General features: G+C 52.5%; 20 protein-coding genes and 1 pseudogene. 9 read left to right on the top strand and 12 right to left on the bottom strand.

Translation table 11 applies throughout. The features are described 5' to 3' along the window. Positions 1-219 precede the first annotated feature (219 nt). From PRZ02_RS00825 to msrA, 3 genes and pseudogenes are all read right to left on the bottom strand, one after another. The gene (locus tag PRZ02_RS00825) at positions 220-480 is read right to left on the bottom strand and encodes a hypothetical protein (protein WP_449464442.1); all 261 of its coding nucleotides are present in this window, start codon (positions 478-480) and stop codon (positions 220-222) included. A gap of 142 nt (positions 481-622) precedes the next feature. Next, positions 623-718: pseudogene (locus PRZ02_RS00820) on the bottom strand (hypothetical protein); the annotation flags it as partial. Between the two features lie 485 nt (positions 719-1,203). Next, positions 1,204-1,746, bottom strand: a complete 543-nt coding sequence (msrA, locus tag PRZ02_RS00815; RefSeq protein ID WP_449464420.1) for a peptide-methionine (S)-S-oxide reductase MsrA — start codon at positions 1,744-1,746, stop codon at positions 1,204-1,206. Between the two features lie 836 nt (positions 1,747-2,582). Here msrA and PRZ02_RS00810 point away from each other — a divergent pair. Continuing rightward, a complete protein-coding gene (locus PRZ02_RS00810; RefSeq protein WP_449463960.1) occupies positions 2,583-3,728 on the top strand; it encodes an MFS transporter in 1,146 nt (381 codons plus the stop codon). A gap of 372 nt (positions 3,729-4,100) precedes the next feature. Next, on the top strand, positions 4,101-5,273 hold the full coding sequence (locus tag PRZ02_RS00805; protein WP_449463959.1) for a hypothetical protein: 1,173 nt from the start codon (positions 4,101-4,103) through the stop codon (positions 5,271-5,273). A gap of 112 nt (positions 5,274-5,385) precedes the next feature. Here PRZ02_RS00805 and PRZ02_RS00800 read toward each other — a convergent pair whose 3' ends face one another. Both PRZ02_RS00800 and PRZ02_RS00795 read right to left on the bottom strand, forming a co-directional pair. Further along, on the bottom strand, positions 5,386-5,787 hold the full coding sequence (locus tag PRZ02_RS00800; RefSeq protein WP_449463958.1) for a hypothetical protein: 402 nt from the start codon (positions 5,785-5,787) through the stop codon (positions 5,386-5,388). A 620-nt stretch (positions 5,788-6,407) separates the two neighbouring features. Then, positions 6,408-7,718 carry an ATP-binding protein gene (locus tag PRZ02_RS00795; RefSeq protein ID WP_449463957.1) on the bottom strand — a complete coding sequence of 437 codons (1,311 nt, stop codon included), beginning with the start codon at positions 7,716-7,718 and terminating at the stop codon, positions 6,408-6,410. Positions 7,719-8,204: 486 nt separating this feature from the next. Here PRZ02_RS00795 and PRZ02_RS00790 point away from each other — a divergent pair, with 486 nt between their 5' ends. Further along, a complete protein-coding gene (locus PRZ02_RS00790) occupies positions 8,205-10,319 on the top strand; it encodes a beta-galactosidase (RefSeq protein ID WP_449463956.1) in 2,115 nt (704 codons plus the stop codon). A 281-nt stretch (positions 10,320-10,600) separates the two neighbouring features. Here PRZ02_RS00790 and PRZ02_RS00785 read toward each other — a convergent pair whose 3' ends face one another. From PRZ02_RS00785 to PRZ02_RS00765, 5 genes are all read right to left on the bottom strand, one after another. After that, positions 10,601-10,927, bottom strand: a complete 327-nt coding sequence (locus PRZ02_RS00785; protein WP_449463955.1) for a hypothetical protein — start codon at positions 10,925-10,927, stop codon at positions 10,601-10,603. Further along, a complete protein-coding gene (locus PRZ02_RS00780; RefSeq protein ID WP_449463954.1) occupies positions 10,920-11,561 on the bottom strand; it encodes an EamA family transporter in 642 nt (213 codons plus the stop codon). Before PRZ02_RS00780 ends, PRZ02_RS00785 begins: the two co-directional genes overlap by 8 nt. Next, positions 11,561-11,776 carry a hypothetical protein gene (locus tag PRZ02_RS00775; protein WP_449463953.1) on the bottom strand — a complete coding sequence of 72 codons (216 nt, stop codon included), beginning with the start codon at positions 11,774-11,776 and terminating at the stop codon, positions 11,561-11,563. The genes PRZ02_RS00780 and PRZ02_RS00775 overlap by 1 nt, the downstream gene beginning before the upstream one ends. A gap of 114 nt (positions 11,777-11,890) precedes the next feature. Beyond that, complete coding sequence (locus PRZ02_RS00770) at positions 11,891-12,580, bottom strand: DUF998 domain-containing protein (RefSeq protein ID WP_449463952.1); 690 nt, start codon at positions 12,578-12,580, stop codon at positions 11,891-11,893. A gap of 277 nt (positions 12,581-12,857) precedes the next feature. Then, entirely contained in the window at positions 12,858-13,964 is a 1,107-nt protein-coding gene (locus PRZ02_RS00765; protein ID WP_449463951.1) for a hypothetical protein, read from the bottom strand. Positions 13,965-14,285: 321 nt separating this feature from the next. Between PRZ02_RS00765 and PRZ02_RS00760 the strand changes: the two genes are divergently transcribed. Further along, positions 14,286-14,678: a NifB/NifX family molybdenum-iron cluster-binding protein gene (locus PRZ02_RS00760; RefSeq protein WP_449463950.1), complete on the top strand. Its 393-nt coding sequence runs from the start codon at positions 14,286-14,288 to the stop codon at positions 14,676-14,678. A gap of 413 nt (positions 14,679-15,091) precedes the next feature. Here PRZ02_RS00760 and thiD read toward each other — a convergent pair whose 3' ends face one another. After that, the gene (thiD, locus tag PRZ02_RS00755) at positions 15,092-16,033 is read right to left on the bottom strand and encodes a bifunctional hydroxymethylpyrimidine kinase/phosphomethylpyrimidine kinase (RefSeq protein WP_449463949.1); all 942 of its coding nucleotides are present in this window, start codon (positions 16,031-16,033) and stop codon (positions 15,092-15,094) included. Between the two features lie 31 nt (positions 16,034-16,064). After that, positions 16,065-16,685 carry a thiamine phosphate synthase gene (gene thiE, locus PRZ02_RS00750; protein WP_449463948.1) on the bottom strand — a complete coding sequence of 207 codons (621 nt, stop codon included), beginning with the start codon at positions 16,683-16,685 and terminating at the stop codon, positions 16,065-16,067. A 55-nt stretch (positions 16,686-16,740) separates the two neighbouring features. Between thiE and PRZ02_RS00745 the strand changes: the two genes are divergently transcribed. The 5 genes from PRZ02_RS00745 (at position 16,741) to PRZ02_RS00725 (ending at position 21,549) form a co-directional block, all read left to right on the top strand. Continuing rightward, complete coding sequence (locus PRZ02_RS00745) at positions 16,741-17,817, top strand: AIR synthase family protein (protein WP_449463947.1); 1,077 nt, start codon at positions 16,741-16,743, stop codon at positions 17,815-17,817. Positions 17,818-18,640: 823 nt separating this feature from the next. Beyond that, entirely contained in the window at positions 18,641-19,129 is a 489-nt protein-coding gene (locus tag PRZ02_RS00740; RefSeq protein ID WP_449463946.1) for a nucleotidyltransferase domain-containing protein, read from the top strand. 7 nt (positions 19,130-19,136) lie between these two features. Then, a complete protein-coding gene (locus tag PRZ02_RS00735) occupies positions 19,137-19,571 on the top strand; it encodes a HEPN domain-containing protein (RefSeq protein WP_449464419.1) in 435 nt (144 codons plus the stop codon). A 274-nt stretch (positions 19,572-19,845) separates the two neighbouring features. Next, positions 19,846-20,823, top strand: a complete 978-nt coding sequence (locus PRZ02_RS00730; protein WP_449463945.1) for a Rieske 2Fe-2S domain-containing protein — start codon at positions 19,846-19,848, stop codon at positions 20,821-20,823. A gap of 522 nt (positions 20,824-21,345) precedes the next feature. Further along, entirely contained in the window at positions 21,346-21,549 is a 204-nt protein-coding gene (locus PRZ02_RS00725; protein WP_449463944.1) for a hypothetical protein, read from the top strand. Positions 21,550-21,751: the final 202 nt, after the last annotated feature.

Raw genomic sequence — 21,751 nt, 5'->3', positions numbered from 1 at the left:
ACTTGATCGCTTTCCTCAGATTCTCCTCAACGCACCCTACCTCCCCTATGCAGAAAACGGCCCCGAGCTTTTCCCATCCTCAACTCGCCAACCCTCCCAGCACGCGTGCCCTTTACTTGCCGACTTTCTCCCTCATTTTCCTGTCAAAGCTAATGACTTCCATGCTCATCCTCTTTGCCGTCCCCATGATCACCATGTCGTTGAAATCGTCGTACGGCTTCACTTTTCCGCGCTTTCAACGGCGTAAAGCAGATCAGATTGCTCATCGTTCAGCAGGTGCAGCTTGGGGTCCGTCAAAACTTCTTGAAGAGGCGATAAGCTCACCCTGTTCTTAAGCAGAAAATACGCGATCTCGCAGGCCGCCACAAAGGGCAAGTACCCAGCGTCTAACGCGTACCGCTCCCGAATTGCCTCGTCGCGAAAAGCATGGTCTTTGAACATGACCACTATAAAGTTGGCGTCGACAACGGCTTCGCGCAAGAGAGGCTGCCGCTTCATTAATGCTCTCATCTACTTCTTCATCAGAGAAGCTTTTTCCCAACGTTAGGTTCAAGGAGGCTGTGTTGCCGCTCTTCTTTATCATCACTATTTTGTTGCCCTCGGTATAAACAATCAGAATATCTCCTATCTTGATTCCTCCGCGTTTTCTAGCCCTTGCTGGTATGGTTACTTGGAAGTTCCTGGTAACCTTGACCTGATCGGCGTAGGTGCTCCTCATGATTTACTAGGGTTAGTAACTGATAAAACTTTCCAACAACCTGTTTTATTGAATAATTCTAATTGGTTTTGCTCCTCCTCAGTTTTCAGGAGCAAAACTCGGGCGGTAAAGGCAAAACGCTAATGAAATCCGTTCTTTCGCGAAATCACGAGCAAATCCTCAAGCGGTCCTCGAATTATTCAACAACCTACAACGGCCTGCCTTGTTGCATGATTCCCGGGCAACAAGATCTTACCTTTTTTCTCTTCGCAGCCTCTCGCAGCAGACTGCCGTAGGACAACGTCATCTGAAGCGCCTTGATACCCAAGATCCCTTTATTGCATTTGGCCGAGAAGCAGCCTTCTCTCATAGGAATTTGAGCGGCTTCTCTCCCAACTTAGCAGCGATTAATTTAATTTAATTTAAGCGGCCTTAAATCAACAACGTGGCCATCCTGAGTAAGGCCTAGTCTTCAGCAAAACCCTTATGGTTTTGGCAACCCTCGATCAGTCTTGAGCGCGATCTTTGGAAAGCCCGCTGAAATGCTCCATGAATTTCTCGACCTTTGGCGTTATCACGTATTTGCAGTAGGGCTTTTCGTGATTCGACTCGTAGTAGCCCTGATGGTAGGGCTCAGCTTTGTAGAAGGCCTTGAACGGGACAACCTCGGTAACTATGGGCGCCCCGTATCTCTTTTGCTCCTCAAGCTGCGCGATGGTCTCCTCCGCGATTTTCTTTTGAGCCTTGTCGTGGTACAAGATTATCGACCTGTACTGCGTCCCAACGTCATCGCCCTGCCTGTTAGGCGTCGTGGGATCGTGGACCTCGAAGAAGACCTCCAGCAGCTGCCTGTAGCTTATAATCTCTGGATCAAAGGTTATTTGAACGACTTCGGCGTGCCCAGTTTTGTCCGTGCACACGTCCTCGTAGGTCGGGTTGGGAAGCTCGCCCCCAGAGTAGCCCGCTTCCACGCTCACAACGCCCTTGAGCCTCGAGAATATTGCCTGCGTGCACCAAAAACAACCACCACCAAGAGTTGCCACTTCCAAAGGCAAACGCAATCGATAAACGTTATCGGTGGCTTATTGGTTTTGCTGAGGTAGGTGGAGTCGCTCTCGTTGACGAACAACCGCATCCTTGTACCTACTGGCGAACGCGATAACCCAGTTCAGAAGATCGCGCTTCTTACTAGACCGCAGCATGCGAAGCCCACATCGCAAGGGTTGCCTGGGGCCAATCGTTCGACCGCGACAAGGGCGGAATGCCGATAAGGGAAAGACCGCTACGATCTAGCATTAAGCCGCCTCAAAGATTCAAACAAAATTAACTCGCTGATCGCACTAAAGCAAAAATCGCAAACCCCCAACGCAAGGTCGGCAGCTGGTTCTAAGCCCAGAAAGAGAAGGAAGAGAGCGCTATCGTGGCGACGCTCACGACGCTGGCCTCATCTCCTTCTTCGAAGAAAGAGGAGAATGCCGCATGCGCAATGGGAAAACGCGGCCCTTGAGAACTCCCAGACCACTATTGGAGAAGGAATAAGCAAGTCCGACTCGTTGGCGTACGATAAGCGTGGGAGCGAGGGAGATTCGCCAAAAGGTGGACGTGCAGAGCTCCTTCTGAGGAAGTTCGGCGAGGATATCGCGAGGAGTCGGAAGCCCTCGCACAGAAGCCGTTCAATAGGCGCGGGTCCGTGACGCGGTGGCCCACAGTACCTTGGAGCTAAAATCGCGGGCGAGGTACGGAAAGCGGGTGAGCTGCGCTCTGCGATTTTCGACAGTCACGAGCGCCACAAAACTTTTACGGTAATCAGATATCTGAATATCGATATCGATTGACCTCTAAGAGGGAAATTGCGCAGCCCGCGGCTTTGATCCAGGCAATTGCCTTGATAGTCGCCCTTACTTTTTCCATAAGGGCAAGCAACAACGTGTTGCAAACCCTGGTACCACTACTCGGCAAGTACGACCTGTCGTACAGCCAATTCGAGGTAGGATTGCTGATCGCTACCATGTCGCTTTTCGCGCTGGTAGCGACTATCATAAACAGCAGGGTGAGCGCCCGCAGGCGGAGGCACCTGTTCATCTTTTTCAGCGCGGTTTACGCCCTTGACTTGTTCACGTTTACCTTCTCCAACGGCATTTCAATAATAGTCGACGTGGCGCTGGCGGGGGCCAGCTACGGCTTTCTGTTCCCGAATATAATGACTTCAGCCGGCCTTTTCGCGGATCAAAAGCTCAGGGAAAGGGTGATAGCCGTTTACACGCTGGCGCTTGCGGTAAGTTTGATCGCGGGACCGGCGCTTGAATCCCTAGTTCTGGCCCACTTCGCCCTGAGGCAGTCATTCCTTTTCTTCGCTCCGCTGGGAGCGGTCGTAGCGGCCCTCTCACCCCTCACGAAGTTCCCCGAGGAGCGCGAAAAAGCGAACAAGAGCACCTCTGTATGGTCAAAGCCAGGCTTCAGGATAGGCATATACACGTTCCTGGTATACAGCATGCCAACGGCCGCGCTCTTAACGTTCGGCGGCATATTCGCCAGAGATGAGTTCAACGCTCCTTACTGGGTAATAACGCTTATATTCGCGGCGTTCTTCACGACATCATTCGCCACCAGATCATTGCTGTCGGCCAGACCAATAGGGAAGCTCCTGCCCTACGTGATCTTCATGATGTCGGTGTCGTTGGGCGGGCTAGTGCTGGTCTTTCTCAGCAACAACCTGCTCGTCTACGCCGCGGCATTTTCCGTCCTAGGAATTCCCCACGGGCTGGGCATGCCCTTAGCGATGTTCTCAATTAGCCGCTCATTTCCCGAGGCCGAGCGGAATAAAGCGAACAGCTACTTTACGTCTACAATGATGCTCATGCAGATCGCGATGCCAATAATAGGGGGCGCCGCCCTTCGTTACATGGGATTCAGGGTTTTCATCGCGTACACCTCGCCAATTGTTTTCGCGCTGCTCATCCTCACCCTTTTGGAGCGGGGCAAAATACAGGCAACTGCAAAAGTTCCCTCGCTCGGGACCCAAAGAACTTAGTCCCCGCGGTCAGATGACAACTCGCTTGCGCAAAAACGCCCGGATGACCTGCCAGACGTCGAGCCGAGACCGCGTTCCTCGGCGATGGGATCCCTTGTCCTTGCGAGATTACGGGTCTTGCGCTCATCCCCTTTATTGTGCTGTTCAACCGCGTCCGCCGGACATACCGGCATCGCTCCATGGATTACCTAAACCGTCCCCTCACGCGCTCTTCGACAAATATGGTTCTCCTTGAAGAATCCCTCTACAGAATGCCGTGAAAGTCCTGTCTCGAACCGTACGACAATCCGCCGCGGCGCATAAATTTAAAGCGCGATGTCATTTAGCACCATATGTGGAAGCGCCTTTCAACGCCCCGGCCTGGTGATTTGCTTGAACGAAGGGAATGCTGGTGCGCTACGGGTTAGACCTTTGTTCACCTTCGTTTTCTCCCCTCCCAAGGGCTTCGATCACCGCAAAGCGGAAAGTGAACCCGCAGGCCAAGTCGATCAACAGAGGATAAATGAACTTAACAACGCTGAGCTTCACGTACTTGGAGAGGCCTTCGTGAGGTCAAACAGGCTTACGAGGAAACCCCTGTCCAGCTTTAGCATGGGGAGCTCTGGTAAAGCTGAGGCGACCTCTGCAGAGGCCTATCTTGTAACTCATAAAGGAGGAGCAGAGCTGATCGAGGTATGGGTAGAGCTGCCAGAGCAGGAGTTCAATTCCCAAAAGTTTCTTGACCTACTGAAGCCCGATTCTGAGATTAGCATCGTAAAAGAGATTTATCGCTTTTTACCTTATCTGGGCGAGGAGTCCCCTCTCTTCACGCTGATCGGCATATCTGGTCAAAACGCGGACGTAGACGATTTCATAGAGAACCACAAGTCAGAGCTGGTAAAGCTGCTTTACTTAGATCCATCTCCTGTGCCATTCAAGCGCTCCTTCGTGGAGGGCGAGATCAACAGAAATTTCTGCATAAGGGAGGGAGGGGCCTCATTCATGTCGAATTCAGCGGCCCTAAGCATAATGTTCATGAGCGCTAACCGTTCCGCGAACTTCAACTACGCAGACCTACAGTCAAGGTGCACGTTGCCCTTTTTCATAGTGCTGGAGATACTGCTTCTTGAAAGGGAGATCCTCAGAAAGTACTACGAAAGGCTTGTGAGGGGTTCGCTCTCCATAAACGGCCTCATAGGCCTTAAGCAAGAAATACTGGATGGTCTCGAGGAATATTATGGGATAATAGAGAAGGCAACTCAGTTCAGCGCCCCATTGATGGACTTTGGCGAAAACGCGCTAGGGATCAACGACCTTTACGACTCCGTGATCGACCGGTTGGACGCAGTCACCTTCGACATCACCACCAACTACGCCAGGAACTCCAACGTGCTGAGCTTCTGGCTAACCGTCCTATTCGGCTCGCTGGACACGGGGTTGCTCGTCGAGAGCGTTGCGTCGATAGTATATACTCATAACCTGTTCGGCGTCGCGGCCTGGACGGCGCTGTCAACGGCGCTGACTTTCCTCATGATATTCCTGCTGCTTTATAGGAGGATCAGGTAAGGCCCCAACCCTTAAGCTTCGACCAACGATACGTTCTTGCAAGCAGAGCGCCCAGTTAAGGTTAGAAATAAACTCGCGTCAAACTTTACGGCCACCTCTGCTAACAAGGCTTCTAATCAGACCAGCGCTTGAGCCGTGATATAGCAGACGCGATGAAGATCAATCCTAAAGCGAAGTATCCAGACCATAGGGGTCCGAAAGAGCTGGTGCGGAAAAGAAGCAGGCCCGAGGCCAACATGGCCAATCCCGAGGTTAATGCCATGGCGCCTACCTTTAAGTCGGTGTCAGCGCCGCGGGGTATGATCAGAAAAACGCTCAGAGAAATGCTGATGATCCCTCCAAGGGACAGAAGGATCGTTACCACAAAGCTGAGCATCGCTGGGAAGAAAAGAGGCGATGGGAGCACTGTTGGCCACCTAATGCTTGAGGCCAGTTGAGCTGACAGAAAGAGAGCAAGCCCCCCGACCGGAAACAACGCGAAGGCCACTGGCCACCACCTGTACCTGCTGCTCAAGGTGAAATGCCTGATTTACGAGATTTAAGCTTTTACGGGACGCGTGGGCTAATGATTCCCACACGCTTATCCTTTGTTTTCTATTCTGGATGCACTTTTGCGCCGTTATTTGTATTTGAATAGCGGGTTATTGCGTCGTAAGCTGACGCCCAGCGCGGCCTCCTCGATGAGCGTTTCAGGCTTCCTCCTGGTATCCTAGCCGAATTCCCTGCGAGAAGCCCTAAACGGCCCACTTTTCGCCGGATTCAGTTTTACTCGTTTGACCCTTCTTACTAATGACCGCTATGCTTCCCGAGCGCATTATGGCGACCCTTTCGCAGACGTGGTCAGCCCCATCCATGTAGTTGGCAGTGATGAATATAGTCGTGCCGTCCTCATAGTAAAACTTCCTGATGCTTTCCGCACGGTCTTCACGGAAGCGGGATCAAGGCCCACCGTCAGCTCGTCGAGAAGGAGGAACCCTAGAGCTGTGTATTATCGATTGGGCTGCTTCCAAGCTACTCGGCTTTGACTGGGCAAGTTCCATCCTCAGGGTTTTCAAGGTATGGAGATCGGCGTCATCACCTCACGTGATCGACCTTGTCGTTGCTGCCAAAGAAGCCATATCACTGTAATTTTTGTCAAAAGTCATAAAAGAGCCTGTCCTCCGAGATGAGGTAAAGGAATATCGAGGCAGGCACCATGGCCTTATTTTCGGTTACGTCAAACTCATCGTGGGAGAGCACGTAGCCCTTTTCCCAGTTCAGGTCTCTGAGACTAGCGCTCCTGCCTTTCACCTCAACGGCGACATCGCCCAAAGCGAAATCAACCTCCTTTCCGCTCTTTGCAATCGCGTAGCCCGCCCTGTACCTGCGCATCACGTGCTCCCCTATCACTCCTTCGAGCAGCTTCGCCAGCTCCTCGTCGGCAAGCCTTCCATCGCCGAGCGCGTAGAGCTTCATGACCCGGTACAAGAGCGGGTCAGTGAAGTAGACCTTCTTGTTTGACCTGAAGAGCGGCTTGTACCCAGTTCCCCACTCGACCCTGTATACGACCCTAGTCAGGAAGAGCTTCTCGCTCAAGTCCAAGTAAGACGCAACCGTGTTGTGCGACCCGGCTGAGGTTTCCTTGGCAATGGAGTTCTCGCTAACCCTTGACGCGTATTTCTCTATGACCGCGCGCATGATCTCCTTGAAGTACCTTTCCTCCCTGCCCAGTTTTGCGAGGTCGCTGAGCATCGCGTCCTTATACGTTTCGTACACGCTCGTCAACGGATCTCCCTCTCTATAAGCGGACGCCAAGAAGCCACCAGTAATGAGGTAACGCGAGAGGGCTGAGTTGAGCTCATTTAGGTGGGGAATCAGCTTGACGGCCACCTCCGCGAAACCCTTGACGTTTCCTACGTCCAGCGATGGCACTTCAAGCCTCCTGTAAAATGCATCAAAAAATACCCTGAAGTTCAGGGGGTAAAGCACGGCCTTTTTGATCGGCCTACCTGGCAGAGCCTCCTTGTAAAGCGAGACCGAAGAGGAACCAGTAACGTACACCCGCGAATCGCGAAGATATCCAGCGTTAAACAGGTGCAGCAGGCCGACGTTCCAATCCCTTACAAACGTTATCTCATCCAAGAAAACGTAAGAAGAACCCGCGTGAAACCTCCGGTACTCGTCCATGAGCCTTATCAGGTCATCCTTGTCCCTGAGCGAATCGCAAGAAAAGTAAAGAACAGAAGCGGGATCCGCACCGGATCTCAAGAGCTCCCTGATGGCTAGCTTCATAGCCGTAGTTTTACCTGATTGCCTAGGTCCCATGATCAAGGAGCTGGATTCGGGCAAACGCGGAATGATCGTGGGCTTCGATGTCGTGGCCGTGGCGACTTTTTCGTCCTTTTCGATGGCGCTTGGATCTGCCCACCATGGATTTTGAAAGGCCATCTGCGAGACAAGCGACATTTTGGTCAGTTAATTGACCAAATAGCTTAAAAACTTGTCTCTCAGCGACCAAAATTCGCACAATTTGGTCGGTTAATTGACCAAACTCAAAACTCCGTTACACCACTATTCCGAGCAAAGCCTGACCGCCTGGACAGCGAATTCGCATTAAACGCGCTAAAAGGAAGCCCGAGCAAAATAATCCAAAGGCGTGTAAAAGGCCCAGAGAAGGAAGCGCTATCACAAAACCCGTGAATGGAAAGCTTATAACCTTTTCTTGCACTCTGATGTAGCCATCCAAAGATAGCAGGTCCTCTTCCATGTTGGCATAACTAGCTCCACGTCGCGATTGGTAAAAAAATATATTCCATCGCCCCGCTTTTTTATGGTTAAGCGCTTATCGATCGTGCTGATGTTGTTAATACTCCTAAGCCCTTCAATTCAAGCTCAGTTTTCACTTGCATCCCCGCCCAAACCGAGAAAAACCAACAAGGCATGATTTGGTCCGTGGACATCATTTCTCGTGAAGCGCCCTATCCATTTCAGTATTTTCAGGAAATAAAGGCCTATGGTTATAACACCGTTGAGATAGATGTGCCATGGGCTGATGTTGAGGTGGGCCCAAACGAGTTTAACTTCACAGTGCTTGATCAATACGTGAGGTATACCGAGCGCCTCAACTTAGGAGTGATATTCTTGCTCATATACGGCGACGATGGCCCCATTCCCGCCTTTCTCTTAAAGAACGGAGAGCTTGAAGTTAATCCGAATGGTCAAACGGACTCCCCGCCCTACTTGTCGTGGTGGAACGCGACAGACCGCTTCTACTTTTTGCTTTACTTAAAGGCCGTGATCGAGAGGTATAACTCTTACCCAAACGTGAGGGGCTACCTTATAAACTACGGTTACTGCGATGACGGCTGGGGACCCCCTGCAAACGGTCTGCCCATGGGCTACTCTAGATCAGACGTAAAGGAGTACTTATCCGTCTATTTGCCGTCCGTCTATAAAAACATAACAGCTTTGAACGAGGCTTGGAAAACGCACTATTTATCTTTTTCCCAGATAAGCGCTCCTGGTCCCGATTACCAACAGTTCAGGATATGGAGCATGTTCGCCACATACTCTGAGATATACTCAATGGTGAGGAACATAACAAACAAGGAGCTATTCTTGTACTACGGTGGCAGCCCTGAGGACGCCTACGCGCTTCAATTTCCTTACATCTACTTATCGCTCGCCAAAAAGTACAACGTTACCATAATACTCGACGACGCTGACCAACTAGAGCTCGCTCAGATGTTCTCCGGTTTAGTCAAACAATACGGCGCAGGCCTCATGATGGAGTGGACGCCATCATTCGGTCTTGGTAATAGGGCATATTACGCTTACTATCTATCACACCTAGCCCTTGCTTATCCCTACCTGAGGGGAGAGGATTATTGGGCATGGATTACTTGGCCAAACTTCTTCGTAAACTCCATGGCGATTCACATTTACTCGCTCATAAACGGCGCTTACCTAAACAATAGCGCAAGCGTCTTGCCAATCTTCGCAAACGTTTACGTTGTTAAGGATGGGGTTGACTCTTACGCCGTTTTAAACGATGAGTCAGTTCCTCTAGGATCACAGACCGCTTCAATTAACCTTTCAGCCTTGGGCTATTCGCCCTCCCTGAACTACAACGTGCTCAACTTTAACACGGGAGAGCTCATGCCCTCCTCCTCTTTTGTGGTAAACTTCCATGACCTAAGCGGCACCATGTTCCTGGGGATATTCCCAACCCACTTGAACTCCTCCTTGACGCTGCGCTACGCAGGTTCGGTTTACAACTCTACCGTAAACGCCTCCGAGGTTCGCTTAACGGGCTACAGCTCCGAGCCCGGCCGCATAATAGCCATAGTAAGCTCGGAATCATTCTCGACCGGCCTCATTTCCTACGAGATAGGAGTTAAAGCGGAAACCATCTCAAGGGGAAACTTCAGCTTAACCCTAACCCTGCCCCCTCTTATCAATGGCTCTTACTCGGTAAGCGGATACCTATTGACCGGAGGGACCGTGACGGGAGCTTACCGCGCACACTTTTCGGTTGGCGTCGTAAAACGGAGGGCAACCGCACAGCTTTGGCCATTTTTGATGGCAATGGCGTTGCTCGCTTCAGCTGCGGCTATAGCTGCTGTTTCCTTTCGCTCTACTTTCCGCCGCAAGCGCAAGAGGGAAGAACTCAAGCTCAAGGCAGAGGGAGGAATGTTGTCGGCAAAGCTCGAGCTGGTGTTAACGCGCGATAAGGGATTAGAGTTCCTAAATTACTTGAAGTGCAGCTTTTTAACGGGCAATGAGTTCAGGCGCCAGTTCAGCGTTCGCGAAGAACCCATGATTGACGAAAGAGAGCTTTCCCTCAAGGCAAAGTTGAGGTTTCCTCCATATGAGCTAGAGAACGAGCAGGAGGTCAGGGTAATAATGGAGGGAAGCGGCGGCACATTTTATCCCTCTCTGAACGTCACGCGCATATCTGGCGACCCTTCCCGCTGGCAGGCGTTGGCCAAGCGCTTCATCAGACAACTTGCCAGCAAAATAGATGGATGGACCGAAGAGGGAAACGCCTCTGAAGCTAACGCGTAACGGTTTTAACGACAAAACTCAGCTAGACAGTTGATTCCTTTAAGATCAGCATCAACTTTGGAAACCTTAAGCCCTTTGAAAGTTCGCGTCCCTTAGCGATTCTCATCGGGCTTACTTCTACTTCCAATCTAGATGTCTTTGGTGCCCGTTATTTTCGTTTTAAGCACGTCATAGCGCACTTAGCTAAGGCTTTGGGCGATATCAGCACCGAGCTAAAAGGCAAACCTAAACCGTGCAGGGTAATAGTCCACCGCAGAACAAGACGATTGAAACCTAACAACCTAGCTACACGTGATCGCTTTCCTCAGCGTCTCCTCGATGCACTTCAAATCTCCTATGCAGAAAACCGCTATCTCACCTTCCCTTAGCCTTACTTCTGCAAGCACACGCTCGAGGAGCTCCTTCTCGATCCATTTAGGAGCGTGATTTAGGTCAAATATAATGCATCTGTCCCTGCTTTCATTTACGGCCTCTTCCGAGATCAGGAGAAGAGATGAGCTCTTTCCGTTCACGTGCCTGTACGAGCTCCCGTATCCCCTGTCCACAAGCGCGCTTCTCGCGTTGAAGACCTTGACGCGACTGAGCCCGCTTATCTTCACCTCAGCCAACCCCCCTCGAGCTGAGGGATTGCAATCCGATTGCTGCGACCAGTATAAGGGCCGTTGCGATGAAGTAGGGCTTCAGCTTTTCCCCAAGGATCAGGTACGAGAAAGCAAAGGTGATAAAGGGCACGGAAAGCAAGGAGCTCCCAACGACCGTTACCCTAAGCTTGTTTAGGGCGTAGAAGTAAGCGTAGGCCCCTAAGAAGTAAGTGACAATGCCCACAAAAGCAGATGACAAAATAAGCGCAAAGGAAGGCCTCAGGGAAAGGCCAAGCCTTAACAATAGCTTCAAGGGAATAAGGGCGATTACAAAGAAGAGGAGGCTCACAAAGTTGAAGAGGAAGAGCTGCACAGAGAGCTTGATCGATGCGGCCTTTATCATCAGGCTTGAAACGGCTGTCGATAGGGCCCCACAAAGAACCACAAGCATGTATGGAAGCTCGCCGTAATCCACGTGAACGACGGTACCCCCTGTCAAGGCCAAGTAGAGCGCGAAAAAACCCACCACAAGGCTCAAGACCTGAGCTCCCTTAACCCTTTCCCTTAATATAATGGGTATGAAAGGGACCATAAGAAGAACCCAGCTACTGTTGACAAGTATCGAGACATCTGGGCTGAGCATCAAGGTCCCGTACGTCATCAGAAGGGAGGCGACGCCGTAATAAGAAGACCTGCTACCCGATAGATGACAATTCTCCTGTCAACGAGAAAATCCCTCATTTTGAACAGGTCTCCGGTGAGGGCAAGCGCCGTTAACGAGGCGCAAGTACCTATGGCAAACATCAGGATCATGTAGCTCAGCAGGTCAGACGAGCCACTGCTGAGGTCCAACATAACTGGCCGGCCATATACCAAGCCCCAAAACATTGAAGGCTAGAAGCAGGTAAGCGAACCAGGAATATTCGTAGAGCTTGCTCGGGCCCGTCGCGAAGACCACCTTCAAGCTATTTCCGAATATAAATCTATCCGTCAGGGCAAACCAAGGAGCGATGAGCAATGGTCGATCGATCCTTGCTTCCACATAACGACAAGCGTGAGCGCGCTTCCTCGCGCTTCACAATTCTTACCTAAGCGGCTAAACCAATTATACTCAACAGTGAACTCGTTCTTTCGGCTTAGAATTAATACCAAGACCGCTACATCGAGCGAGGCAATGCCAAAGGCCTCAAGCGTTGCGGTTGAGGGCCAAGTCACTAAAGTAGCGACGAGCGGCCAAGCGAAGCTCCACGCAATCAGAAAAGATCCCTTTCCCCTCTCACGCGCGAGGACCCTTCCCGCGCCGATTGCTCCAACAGCCAGATCCGCCTGCACGAAGAACCAATATGACACGAAGTCGTGAGGATATGTCCCCTCGTGGAAAATTCCTATCATGGCGAGGAAGAGCGCCGCCACGAGCAAAAAGGCGCCCCCAGCGGTCTCCAGCCTATTCCTGCTCATGCGCATGAGCGCAAGCGAAAAAGCGGCCACGAAGAGCGCCGAAATCACGAGGCCGTAATTGAAGATCCAGGGATCGATGACGGTGGCGGATCCGAGGTCGCTGAAGGCCCCCTCCAAGGGGTTGAACCAGCGGTTAACGGCCATGGAAGACGCGATGGATAACCATGGCAGAAGCACGGTCGCGGCTCCAGAAAGCCTAAGCAGTGCGCGTGCAAAGCTCATGGGACGAAACGTCCAATTTACGAGCTAAAAGCGTTTCGGAGGAGCCGCTTCATGGGGAAGCGAGTTTGGCTCGCTCCTCTAGCTTTATACCCCTCAACGAGCAAAGGCACGACCTTTGGGCTCCCCCGGCGACGCTTTGCGCGAGCCGTTTCCGCTTTCAGGACCGCGCAAGCGAGAAACCAACACGCTCGAGGCCGAGCTTTCCAGCGCGGCGCTCCCGTCCTCTCTGCGCGAGTCCCCAGGCCTTGGGGTGCCCACGGCACAGGCCACTCCTTCATTACCCCCTTACGCTGCTAGTAATGAAATCGACGACCAAGTCTGGCTCGAAGACCCAATTCCCGTTCCTGAAGTCCCTGTCGAGGCTCACCGGCGACTTGAGCGACCCAAGAACGTTGAAGTCGTACCACGGCGAGACGTAAGCCGTGAGATCCTTCACTCCCAGCCCTTCCCCAATGGCTTCTATCTCATGCCATATGGCGTAAAGCCCCTGAAGGGGGCCGTAAAGAACGGCGTGAACGGTTTCGCCCTTAGCCACGAAGAAGAGGTAGGGAATCGAGACCAGCTCGTTGACTAGCTGATCATCATCATCGGCCCGCGCGAAGACGTTAAGCATCATAGTACTTGGGGCAAAGAGGCCTGGCTCCATGAATTGAACGTGGTACTTAGATACCATGCTCTTCTCTGGATCACCTCCTCCAAGTACGTGCTCCCTCAGGTGAAACAGCACCTCGTCTAAGGAGAGACCCGTTGCGTTTGCCATGGCCTGAGGGGTTGTCGCAGCGGACTTCCTGAGCATGCTCACCATCTTCAGGTCGACTTCGTCGAAGGGAACCGCATTCTTGCTTATCTTTCTTGGCTTCCTTTTCACCTTTAAGGAGTAAGTGCCGGTCTTCCAGTTTCCCGTCGCGTAGTCGAAAACCGTGGGATCAAGGCTGTAAGTCTCCACGGGAGACGAAGCCTTGCTTACGTCGTAGCCCTTAACGATCCCCCTGCTCACCAGCTCATCGAAGATCGCCACATATCCGCCGTAAATTCCCTCGGGAATTATGTGCCTGGTTATGAAGAGGTTCTGGCCCAGAGGGACCCCAAAGCCGTGCATGTAGAAGCCAGGAGTGCTCAGAAGCATCTCGAAGGCCTTGCGAAGGGGACCCATGAGGGAGTGCTCGGCGCGAACCACGATGAGCGCGTTCTGAAGGCCAAGTCTGAAGTAGTTGATCGAGGCCTGCGCGATGAGGGACTTGCCGGCCACGTAGTTCCTGTAGAGAAGCGGAGCCTCATCCCCCAGACCACTGACCTGCCCAATGGCATTTAAGTCAAATTCCCTCGAATTTTCAATTGCATCTATCAGAGCTTCCATTTTTTCATCAAGAGTTAAGTATGACATGCGTTTTTTCTTGTATCTAGTGTTCATAAGGATTTCTACGATCGCAAAATCAAACGGGAAAGCCACGTCACCTGATCTGGAGACAGGCCATCCTTTTCTTCTTCACGATCAGATCCCATGAGCGGACACCTGATGCTGAGATCCCCTAAACCGCGCGGTTTCCGTCAACGGCCCGCTAGGTTAGGCGCTCTGCGCCTTTCCAACGGTTTTACGCGCGGGCCCATCATGAAAGCTCAGGCAACTCTCGGCGAGTCCCTTTAGCAACGGAAACCGCGCGCTGGGCCGGCCGGGAACGCTTATAGCGCTTCGTTCTTCGACTTCATGAAGTTCGCAGTTTTGGTATCGGATGGGCAAACGGCAGATCCAGGAGACGCCAAGGAGGTTCACGTCTACGATGAAAATGGTCTGGTCGAGAAGTACGCCAATCCTGCGCTCACAGATCCACTTAGGGGCATAGCTACCATGAACTCGCTGACGCAGAGGTCGGTAAGCCACCTGATCGTGGCGGACATCGGAAGGCCAGCCTTCGCGTATGCAAAAAAAGTGGGGATCAAGGTCTACTCGAGTAAAGGGCCAGAGGAAAAAGGGGTAGAGGCGTTCATAAGCGGTTCCTTAAAAGAGCTTTCTGCCGCAACGGATCAAGGAGAGCACGTGCACGCGCCTAGGCAGAAACGAAATATTCTTTTAGCGCCCTATTCAACATCCCATGAGTAATATCTCGGTAATATCCCATCCTTGCGGGCGGGGCTTCGGGCAGCGCTGCGCGCCTTGGTCTTTTTTGCTTGCGTACCTCTTATGCCTCTGACAGCATCGCTCGTTAAGGCATGGGCTACTCGTCGCGTTGAGGTCGCGATCGCGCGCTTGTGCTACCGGGGCGCCTTTGAGAAACATGCCCATCTTTGCGGTGGCATGCGCCCCTCCCTCTATCTCCTGCCCTAACGGGCGAGGCCTTCAACGGCAAAGATGAAAGCTGCGGCGCTCCCGCTATAACCACGATAAGGCCTGCTTAGCCTAAACCTTTAGTCAACCATGCTCAAAAGGTCAAAAAGCAACAAAAGCCGCATTAAAAAAGCTTTCAAAAATCCTGTCGCCGAAAAACTCCGCGCTGCTCGACACCTTGAAAACGATCAGATATGGGCAAGGTGAACGCTGATGGCCTTGCAAGGCCTTAGCGAGTTCTCCCCAAACAAACAGAGGGGCCACGAGGTGCAAAACTTCGCAAGGCTTGCGCGGCCTTCTCCATCGAAACCGCTACGGATTTTATGATGATTTGGAGGGAAAGGTCGTTTTAACCACCTATATGCCGGGTTTGCTGGCCCATATCCCTTACCTATGCTCAAACCGTGTTCTATGGCCCTCTGCATAAACCTCCTAGCAAGCGAGTAAGCCCTTAAGGGGTCGTAACCCCTGCTAAGGTACGCCGTTATTGCGGCCGAAAGCGTATCTCCTCCCCCGTGCGTGTTTTTTGTTATTATCCTCTGGTATGAAAATCTTTTAATCGCCTTCCCATCGTAGAAAACGTCGGTTACCTGCGCTCCCTGCAGATGTCCTCCCTTGACCACGACATGATCTGGGCCAAGGTCCCCTATCCTCATGGCTGCCTCTTCCATGTCCTCAACGCCCTTTATGTTGATCCCAGATAGGATTTCTGCCTCAGGAACGTTGGGCGTGGTCATGAATGCAGCGCTCAGTAGGTCCTTCCTTAGCGCCTCCATCGCCTCGTGCCTTAGAAGGATCGCCCCGCTCTTCGAAACCATTACTGGGTCAACTACGAGCTTTAGCCCATGTTCTCTTGCCTTGCTCGCAACGGATCTCACTATGTCACCATTGCTGAGCATCCCAGTTTTCCCGTAAGTGATGTTGAAGTCCGCAAGAACCGCCTCAATCTGAGCTTCCACCATTTTCGCCGGGAGGTCGTATATGGCCGTCACCTCGAACGTGTTCTGAGCTGTTATTGACGTGATAACCGTTGCGCAATAGACCCCAAGGGCCGTGAAGGTCTTCAAATCCTGCTGCATCCCAGCCCCAGCGCCCGAGTCCGAACCCGCTATGGTCATGGCAAAGCGCATGGGACATATCAGGGCTTGAGCTAAAAGTCTACTATTCCCTCTCCCACTCCTCCACGAAGCTCCTCGCCACCTTCCTCGGCTCTTCAGAGGCAAATATCGCGGATATCACGGCGACTCCCGCTACGCCAAGGCCTTTGAGCATCCTCACGTGCTCGAGCCTAATCCCCCCTATCGCATAAACCGGTATTTTGACGAGACCCACCAGCTGCTTGAGCCCTTCAATGCCAAGAATCCTTTCCTCCGGCTTCGTGCTGCTTGGAAATACGGAACCCGCGCCCACGTAGTCCGCACCGTCTTCCTCCGCCTTGACCCCCTCTGAGACCGTGCTCGCCGAGACCCCTATTATCGCGTCCCCAAGCATTTTCCTCGCAATTCCTGCCGGAAAGTCCTCTTGTCCCACGTGAACGCCATCCGCCTCAGACGCATACGCAACGTCTACCCTATCGTTCACTATGAAAAGCGCTCCGTATGATTCGCAGAGCTCCTTAACCTTCTTCGCCTGAGCTATCATTTCCCTTGCTGACAGCGGCTCTTTTTCCCTGTACTGAATTATTCTTGCGCCAGCCTCAAGAAGAAGTTTGGCGCTCGTTGCGTGATCATGACCCCATCTCCTGACCGTTATCCCATAGAGCCCCTTGGGAAGGACCTTCATGACCTGAATTTTAAGCAGCTTATAAATGCTTATATGATCAACGCATTCCTATCGCGTGAGCGACCTTCCTGACCTTGGAAAGCTTCCCCCGGAAATCTTTGAGGAGATAATATACAGAAACCTCGGAAAGAAAAGAAAAGAGGTTGTGGTTCCGCCGAGATCGGGGGTTGACTTTGGGGTTATCGAGCTGGACGATAGGGCCCTGATAGTAAAAACGGATCCCGTGTTCGTGGTACCTGAATACGGCTGGGAAAGAAGCTCTTGGTTTGCCGTCCACATCCTTGCCAGCGATGTGGCCGTATCGGGCTCTCCTCCCATGTACGCGGCCATAGACCTTAACCTGCCAAAGAAAATGAAAAGAGACCAATTTGAAAAGATGTGGAGGGGAATAAGCGACGAGTGCAAGAGGCTCGATATTTCAATAGTTGCAGGGCATACCGGAAAGTACGAGGGGACGGATTACCCCATGATAGGAGGCATGACCATGCTTTCCGTTGCGCCAAAAGGGGGCTACGTGACCACGCAGATGGCCCAGCCCGGGGACGTGGTCATAGTGACAAAAGGCCCGGCAATCGAGGCCGCTGGAATACTTGCCGCCATGTTCCCAAATGTCGTTGAGAAAAGCTACGGTAAGGACTTCGCGCATGCGGCATCCGGCATATTTTACATGCAATCGGTCGTAAAAGACGCCATGGCTCTCTCAAAGATAGGCCTGAGAACGGGCGTCACATCAATGCACGATGCCACCGAATATGGAGTATGGGGAGCGCTCAATGACATCTCTGAGGCAAGCGGCCATGGAATAATCGTGCGCGAGGAAGATCTTTTCTATGACGAGAGGGTCGAGAAGATAGTGAAACTTTTTGCCGATCTGACGGGCAAAAGCGCTGACCTATACTCTTCAATAAGCGAGGGAACGATGGTGGCCACGGTTAAGAGGGATAAAGCGGAAGAAGCGATCAGGATCCTCGAAGAGGGGGGAATTAGGGCGGGCGTGATAGGAGAAGTTGTCGACGGCAACTACGTGTCCTTAACGAGGAAAGACGGCAGCGAGGAAAGGATAAGAAGACCAGCGCAGGATCCCTTCTGGCCCATGTTCTTCAAGGCGGCGGAAGCTGCAAAGCATGCTTGAAAGCTTCCAAAGGCTGGTTCTGGCTGCCCTTGCAAGGGTAGCGTCGAACAACTTCCTTCCAACACAAGCCGCTGTGGCGGTGCGCGCTCGCGGCATAAACCAATCAAGGCTTTGGGAGGGTAAACTACCCCGCCCTTACGGGCGGGGCCTCTAGTGAAGAAGGATGAATTCTGCACGGGCTCGCATCCCAGCATTTCCCAAACCTCATCAAGCTCGTCCTTGACGTATATGTCCTTTGCCTCCTCTGCCTTCCCGTCATTCGCGTAAAGCGTTACGTACCTTCCAGCGCTCTCCCTTACCTTCCCCATCACGGACGACCTCACTCCCGCCTCGCTGGGTACCTTCCCAAGTCGTCGCCCCTCTCCTCGGTGACCTGGCTATGAGGACGCCCGAGCTTATCAGTCAAAGCGGGTTAAGCTCAACTATGGCCGACGTCTTCTCGGCTATTCGTGTCCTTTCCTTACTATCTCTAAGGTCTCGTGGGGTGCGTAAGCTATCTCTGCCAGCCCCTCAATGGAATGATCCCATGACTTGCAGTTCCCCAATTGCATTGCAAAAACGGGCTTGCTGATAAGCGCGCAACAGCGTTAGCGACCGCGAAAAAAGCCCATTGCTTAAAAATGAAGGAAAAGCTCAATACACCTCGTTCTACTAGACGGCAGCGCCCGCGTCGGTCTTCTGGCATTGCCAAAAGAAAAACCTGTCCCCGACCTACTGAAGAGGCTATCCGCTAGTTTCCGACCAACGGAGTTGCAAGATCGCGTGCTTTCATGGAAAGACGGCAGCACTTGAGAAGACTTTTAAACGAACGCCTGAAGCCTTCGTGCAAGAACCCTACGCCTCCATAGCTAACAAGCTCCTAGAGGTTCTGAAGCGGCGCTTCGGCGACGACCTCGTATCCGTGGTGGTTTTCGGCAGCGTTGCGAGAGGTGACTCAAGGGCGGATAGCGACCTTGACGTGCTCATAGTGACCAGAGGGCTACCCGAGGGCCAACTTGACAGGTCAAAGCTGTTCGACGAGGTCGAAAGGGAGCTGGCTGACGAGCTGGCCGCCGCGTGGGCAAAGGGCTACTCAGTCGAGGTATCGCCCATAATGAAGACGCCTGAGGAGGCGGACGGCTTTTCTACTTTCTACATGGATCTCACCGAAGATGCCCTTATCCTATACGACAAGGACGACTTCTTCTCAAAGGTACTGGAAAGGGAAAGGGAGGTCTTGAAAAAGCTGGGCTACGAGAGAGTGAAGCTCGGAAAGGCATGGTACTGGAGGAAGCACAACTACAAAGGGGGTGAGGTGATAAACTACGAATAGCCTAGATCTGGCTCTCTCTTACGTTAATCAGGCAGAGGACAGGGTGAAGTACGCAAACATGGCACAAGAGGAGGGAAACTATGCTTACGTGGTCAGGCAGTGCCAGGAAGCCGTAGAGCTCTCGCTTAAGGCGTGTTTGAGCCTTGTGGGCGCTCAGGTGCCAAAACTTCATGACGTGGGCCCGGTGCTGAGGGAGATGAAGCGCTCTTTTCCGGCCTGGTTCGCAGAACGCGTGGACGAGCTGGCCTACTTCTCAAGGGTCCTGAGGAGGGAGAGGGAGCCGTCAATGTACGGCGACTCGGAAAGCGGGTTGCCACCAGACCGCCTCTACTCAAAAAGGGATGGAGAGGAGGCCCTTAAGATGGCCGAGGGTGTAGTTGAAGTCGCCAAAAGGCTGCTGGAAGAGGTAAGAGCTAGCAACCAACAGAGGTCCGGCACCTAACTAGCGCTTGAGCTCGCTATGGACAAGCACAGAGGGGCGTAAAACGAGCCGAGAACCGATGCTTGATATATACCTAAAACCGTATTGCGTTTTGATGATCTCGTCGCAAAGACCGCTTAGATTCACCCGTCCGGACGCGACGCGCGTTTATCTCGAGTTAAGTTACTAGTTAGGTATTTACTATTCCGGAATCGTTGCCGCTTCCGCTCGATGCTTTACCTTAAGTGCCGCCTTTGCTTTGCTCAAGGCTTATCAGCCGTGGCGGCTTTAATTTATGTGGATAGCGGCGCTTTCTTCTTCAGAAGTAAAGAGGGGCAAGGCCATAGGGGTCAAAAGGCTTGGGCTTGACCTCGTCGTGTGGAGGGGAACGTCAGGAAGGGTTTGGACCCTTCGGGACCTCTGCCCTCACAGGCGTGCGAGGCTTTCCTTGGGCAACGTAGCTGGTGACCGCATTGAGTGCCCCTACCACGGCTTTCAGTTTGATGGAAACGGCAACGTGGTGACCGTGCCGGCAATGGGAAGGGCCACGCCTCTCCCAGCGCACATAAAGGCCAGCTCGATTCCAACACACGAAGAGTTCGGCATAATTTGGCTCTGGTACGGCGAGGGCGAGCCCTCACCCGGACCTAGGTTCCTCGACGACTTGGCTGGTCTTTCCGCGCGCGCGGAGCATTGGGAGGTGTGGCCAATCCCCCTTCCCAGAGCCGTCGAAAACCAGCTCGACGTGTTTCACCTTCCTTTCGTGCACAGGAATACCATAGGAAGGGGAGGAAGGATCGTTGCTCAAGGGCCGGTCGTAAAGAGAGTCGATGACCTCTCTTTCAAGGTTTACCCTCACAACGAGGTAGACGTGGGGCAAAAGCTGCTGAGGGCAGAAGAGGTAGACGTCACCGCGCAGGAGAACTACCTGTGGTTCATATATCCCAACGTATGGGAGAACCACATATCTGAGGGGCTGAGAATCGTGGCCTTCTTTGCGCCAGTTAATGATAAAAGCACCAAGGTATACATCATCGCGTATCTTAGAGCTTCAGGAGTTAACCCAATTGACAGCTTGTTGGCAAAGGTTTTGATGCCTTTCAACGTTTACGTGCTTCACCAAGACAGAAGGGTGGTCTCAAGCCAACTCGGAGATGTGGTCGGTGATAGGCTCATACATGCCGACCTTCCCATCGTGACTTACAGGAGGATGTACTTCGCGGACAAGGAGCTGCAAAAGCTTCTGGTTCCTCAAAAAGAACTCACTGCGTAGCTTTGCGCCGTTTCAAGTCAAGGCACATCCAACGCGCGTTGCGTAATCGCCGCGCCGGCGTCTAGCAAGGGCTGGAAACGCGTCGTGACCGAAGTAAGCTCGTAAGTTCTAGGGCGCCTAAAAAAGAATCCAACGACCAGGCAGAAAAAGAGACGCCTAATCCGGTTCGAGGTTACGCGAGCGCCAGGTCATATCACCGTCCACAGAAGACGGTAAGGCAGGCAGGGTGCAACGACATGTAACGCCCGTAAAGTTGTACATAGCTTCAGAGGGCTTCCAAGGGCCAGCAATAAGGCGGTAAGTTACGAGATCCGCGCTTCAGAGGGCTTCCAAGGGCCAGCAATAAGGCGGTAAGTTACGAGATCCGCTAACCCCGAGAACCCGTGTCTTTACCTTCGGCGTCAAACGCGATTGACCTGATGGGATGAAAAGGTTAATACAGGGGCTCTCGAGGGAGTCAAGGGAGGCCATTAGGCGCTTCGAGCAAACCGGCGATAAGTAGATACCGCTTACCAGCGCACCGTGCAGGAGTTCTATTCCAAGTACTTGCTCGGGCATCCACAGGTAGCGGAGCAAGTAAAGACATCTCTTGGCTACGCTGAAAAGAGGAACGTTTGCAAGATTATAGATGAACCAAACGAGTTTGCTATAACCGGAACCATAAAGAACCGGGACATTGCTGATCGTCTGCCCGAAATCGGCGTTCTCACGTTGATCACCGTCTGAGAATACGGCGAGATGACGCCAAACGTATCGCAGGTCATTCACGAAAGGATCGGAAGATCGGAGCTCGGCGCCTTTAAGGGATTATTCTCACATCACCACGTGGGAGAACAGAGAAGGCTACAACGCAATCCTCGAGGGATTCACAAAAAGAACGAGCGGGCGCGAAGCCCGATAGCTCGCCATGTTGTAAGTTGCTTTCGTT

It is taken from the genome of Tardisphaera saccharovorans (genome assembly GCF_046635845.1).
Taxonomy (GTDB): Archaea; Thermoproteota; Thermoprotei_A; order Marsarchaeales; family UBA168; genus UBA168.
This window is presented reverse-complemented; position numbering and strand designations above follow the sequence as displayed.

Bases quoted from the DNA above. Each gene is read 5' to 3' on its own strand.
- PRZ02_RS00795 (WP_449463957.1), bottom strand. From the start codon at position 7,718: ATGTCGCTTGTCTCGCAGATGGCCTTTCAAAATCCATGGTGGGCAGAT.
- PRZ02_RS00780 (WP_449463954.1), bottom strand. From the start codon at position 11,561: ATGACGTACGGGACCTTGATGCTCAGCCCAGATGTCTCGATACTTGTC.
- PRZ02_RS00770 (WP_449463952.1), bottom strand. From the start codon at position 12,580: ATGAGCTTTGCACGCGCACTGCTTAGGCTTTCTGGAGCCGCGACCGTG.
- PRZ02_RS00765 (WP_449463951.1), bottom strand. From the start codon at position 13,964: ATGTCATACTTAACTCTTGATGAAAAAATGGAAGCTCTGATAGATGCA.
- PRZ02_RS00760 (WP_449463950.1), top strand. From the start codon at position 14,286: ATGAAGTTCGCAGTTTTGGTATCGGATGGGCAAACGGCAGATCCAGGA.
- thiD (WP_449463949.1), bottom strand. From the start codon at position 16,033: ATGCGCTTTGCCATGACCATAGCGGGTTCGGACTCGGGCGCTGGGGCT.
- thiE (WP_449463948.1), bottom strand. From the start codon at position 16,685: ATGAAGGTCCTTCCCAAGGGGCTCTATGGGATAACGGTCAGGAGATGG.
- PRZ02_RS00730 (WP_449463945.1), top strand. From the start codon at position 19,846: ATGTGGATAGCGGCGCTTTCTTCTTCAGAAGTAAAGAGGGGCAAGGCC.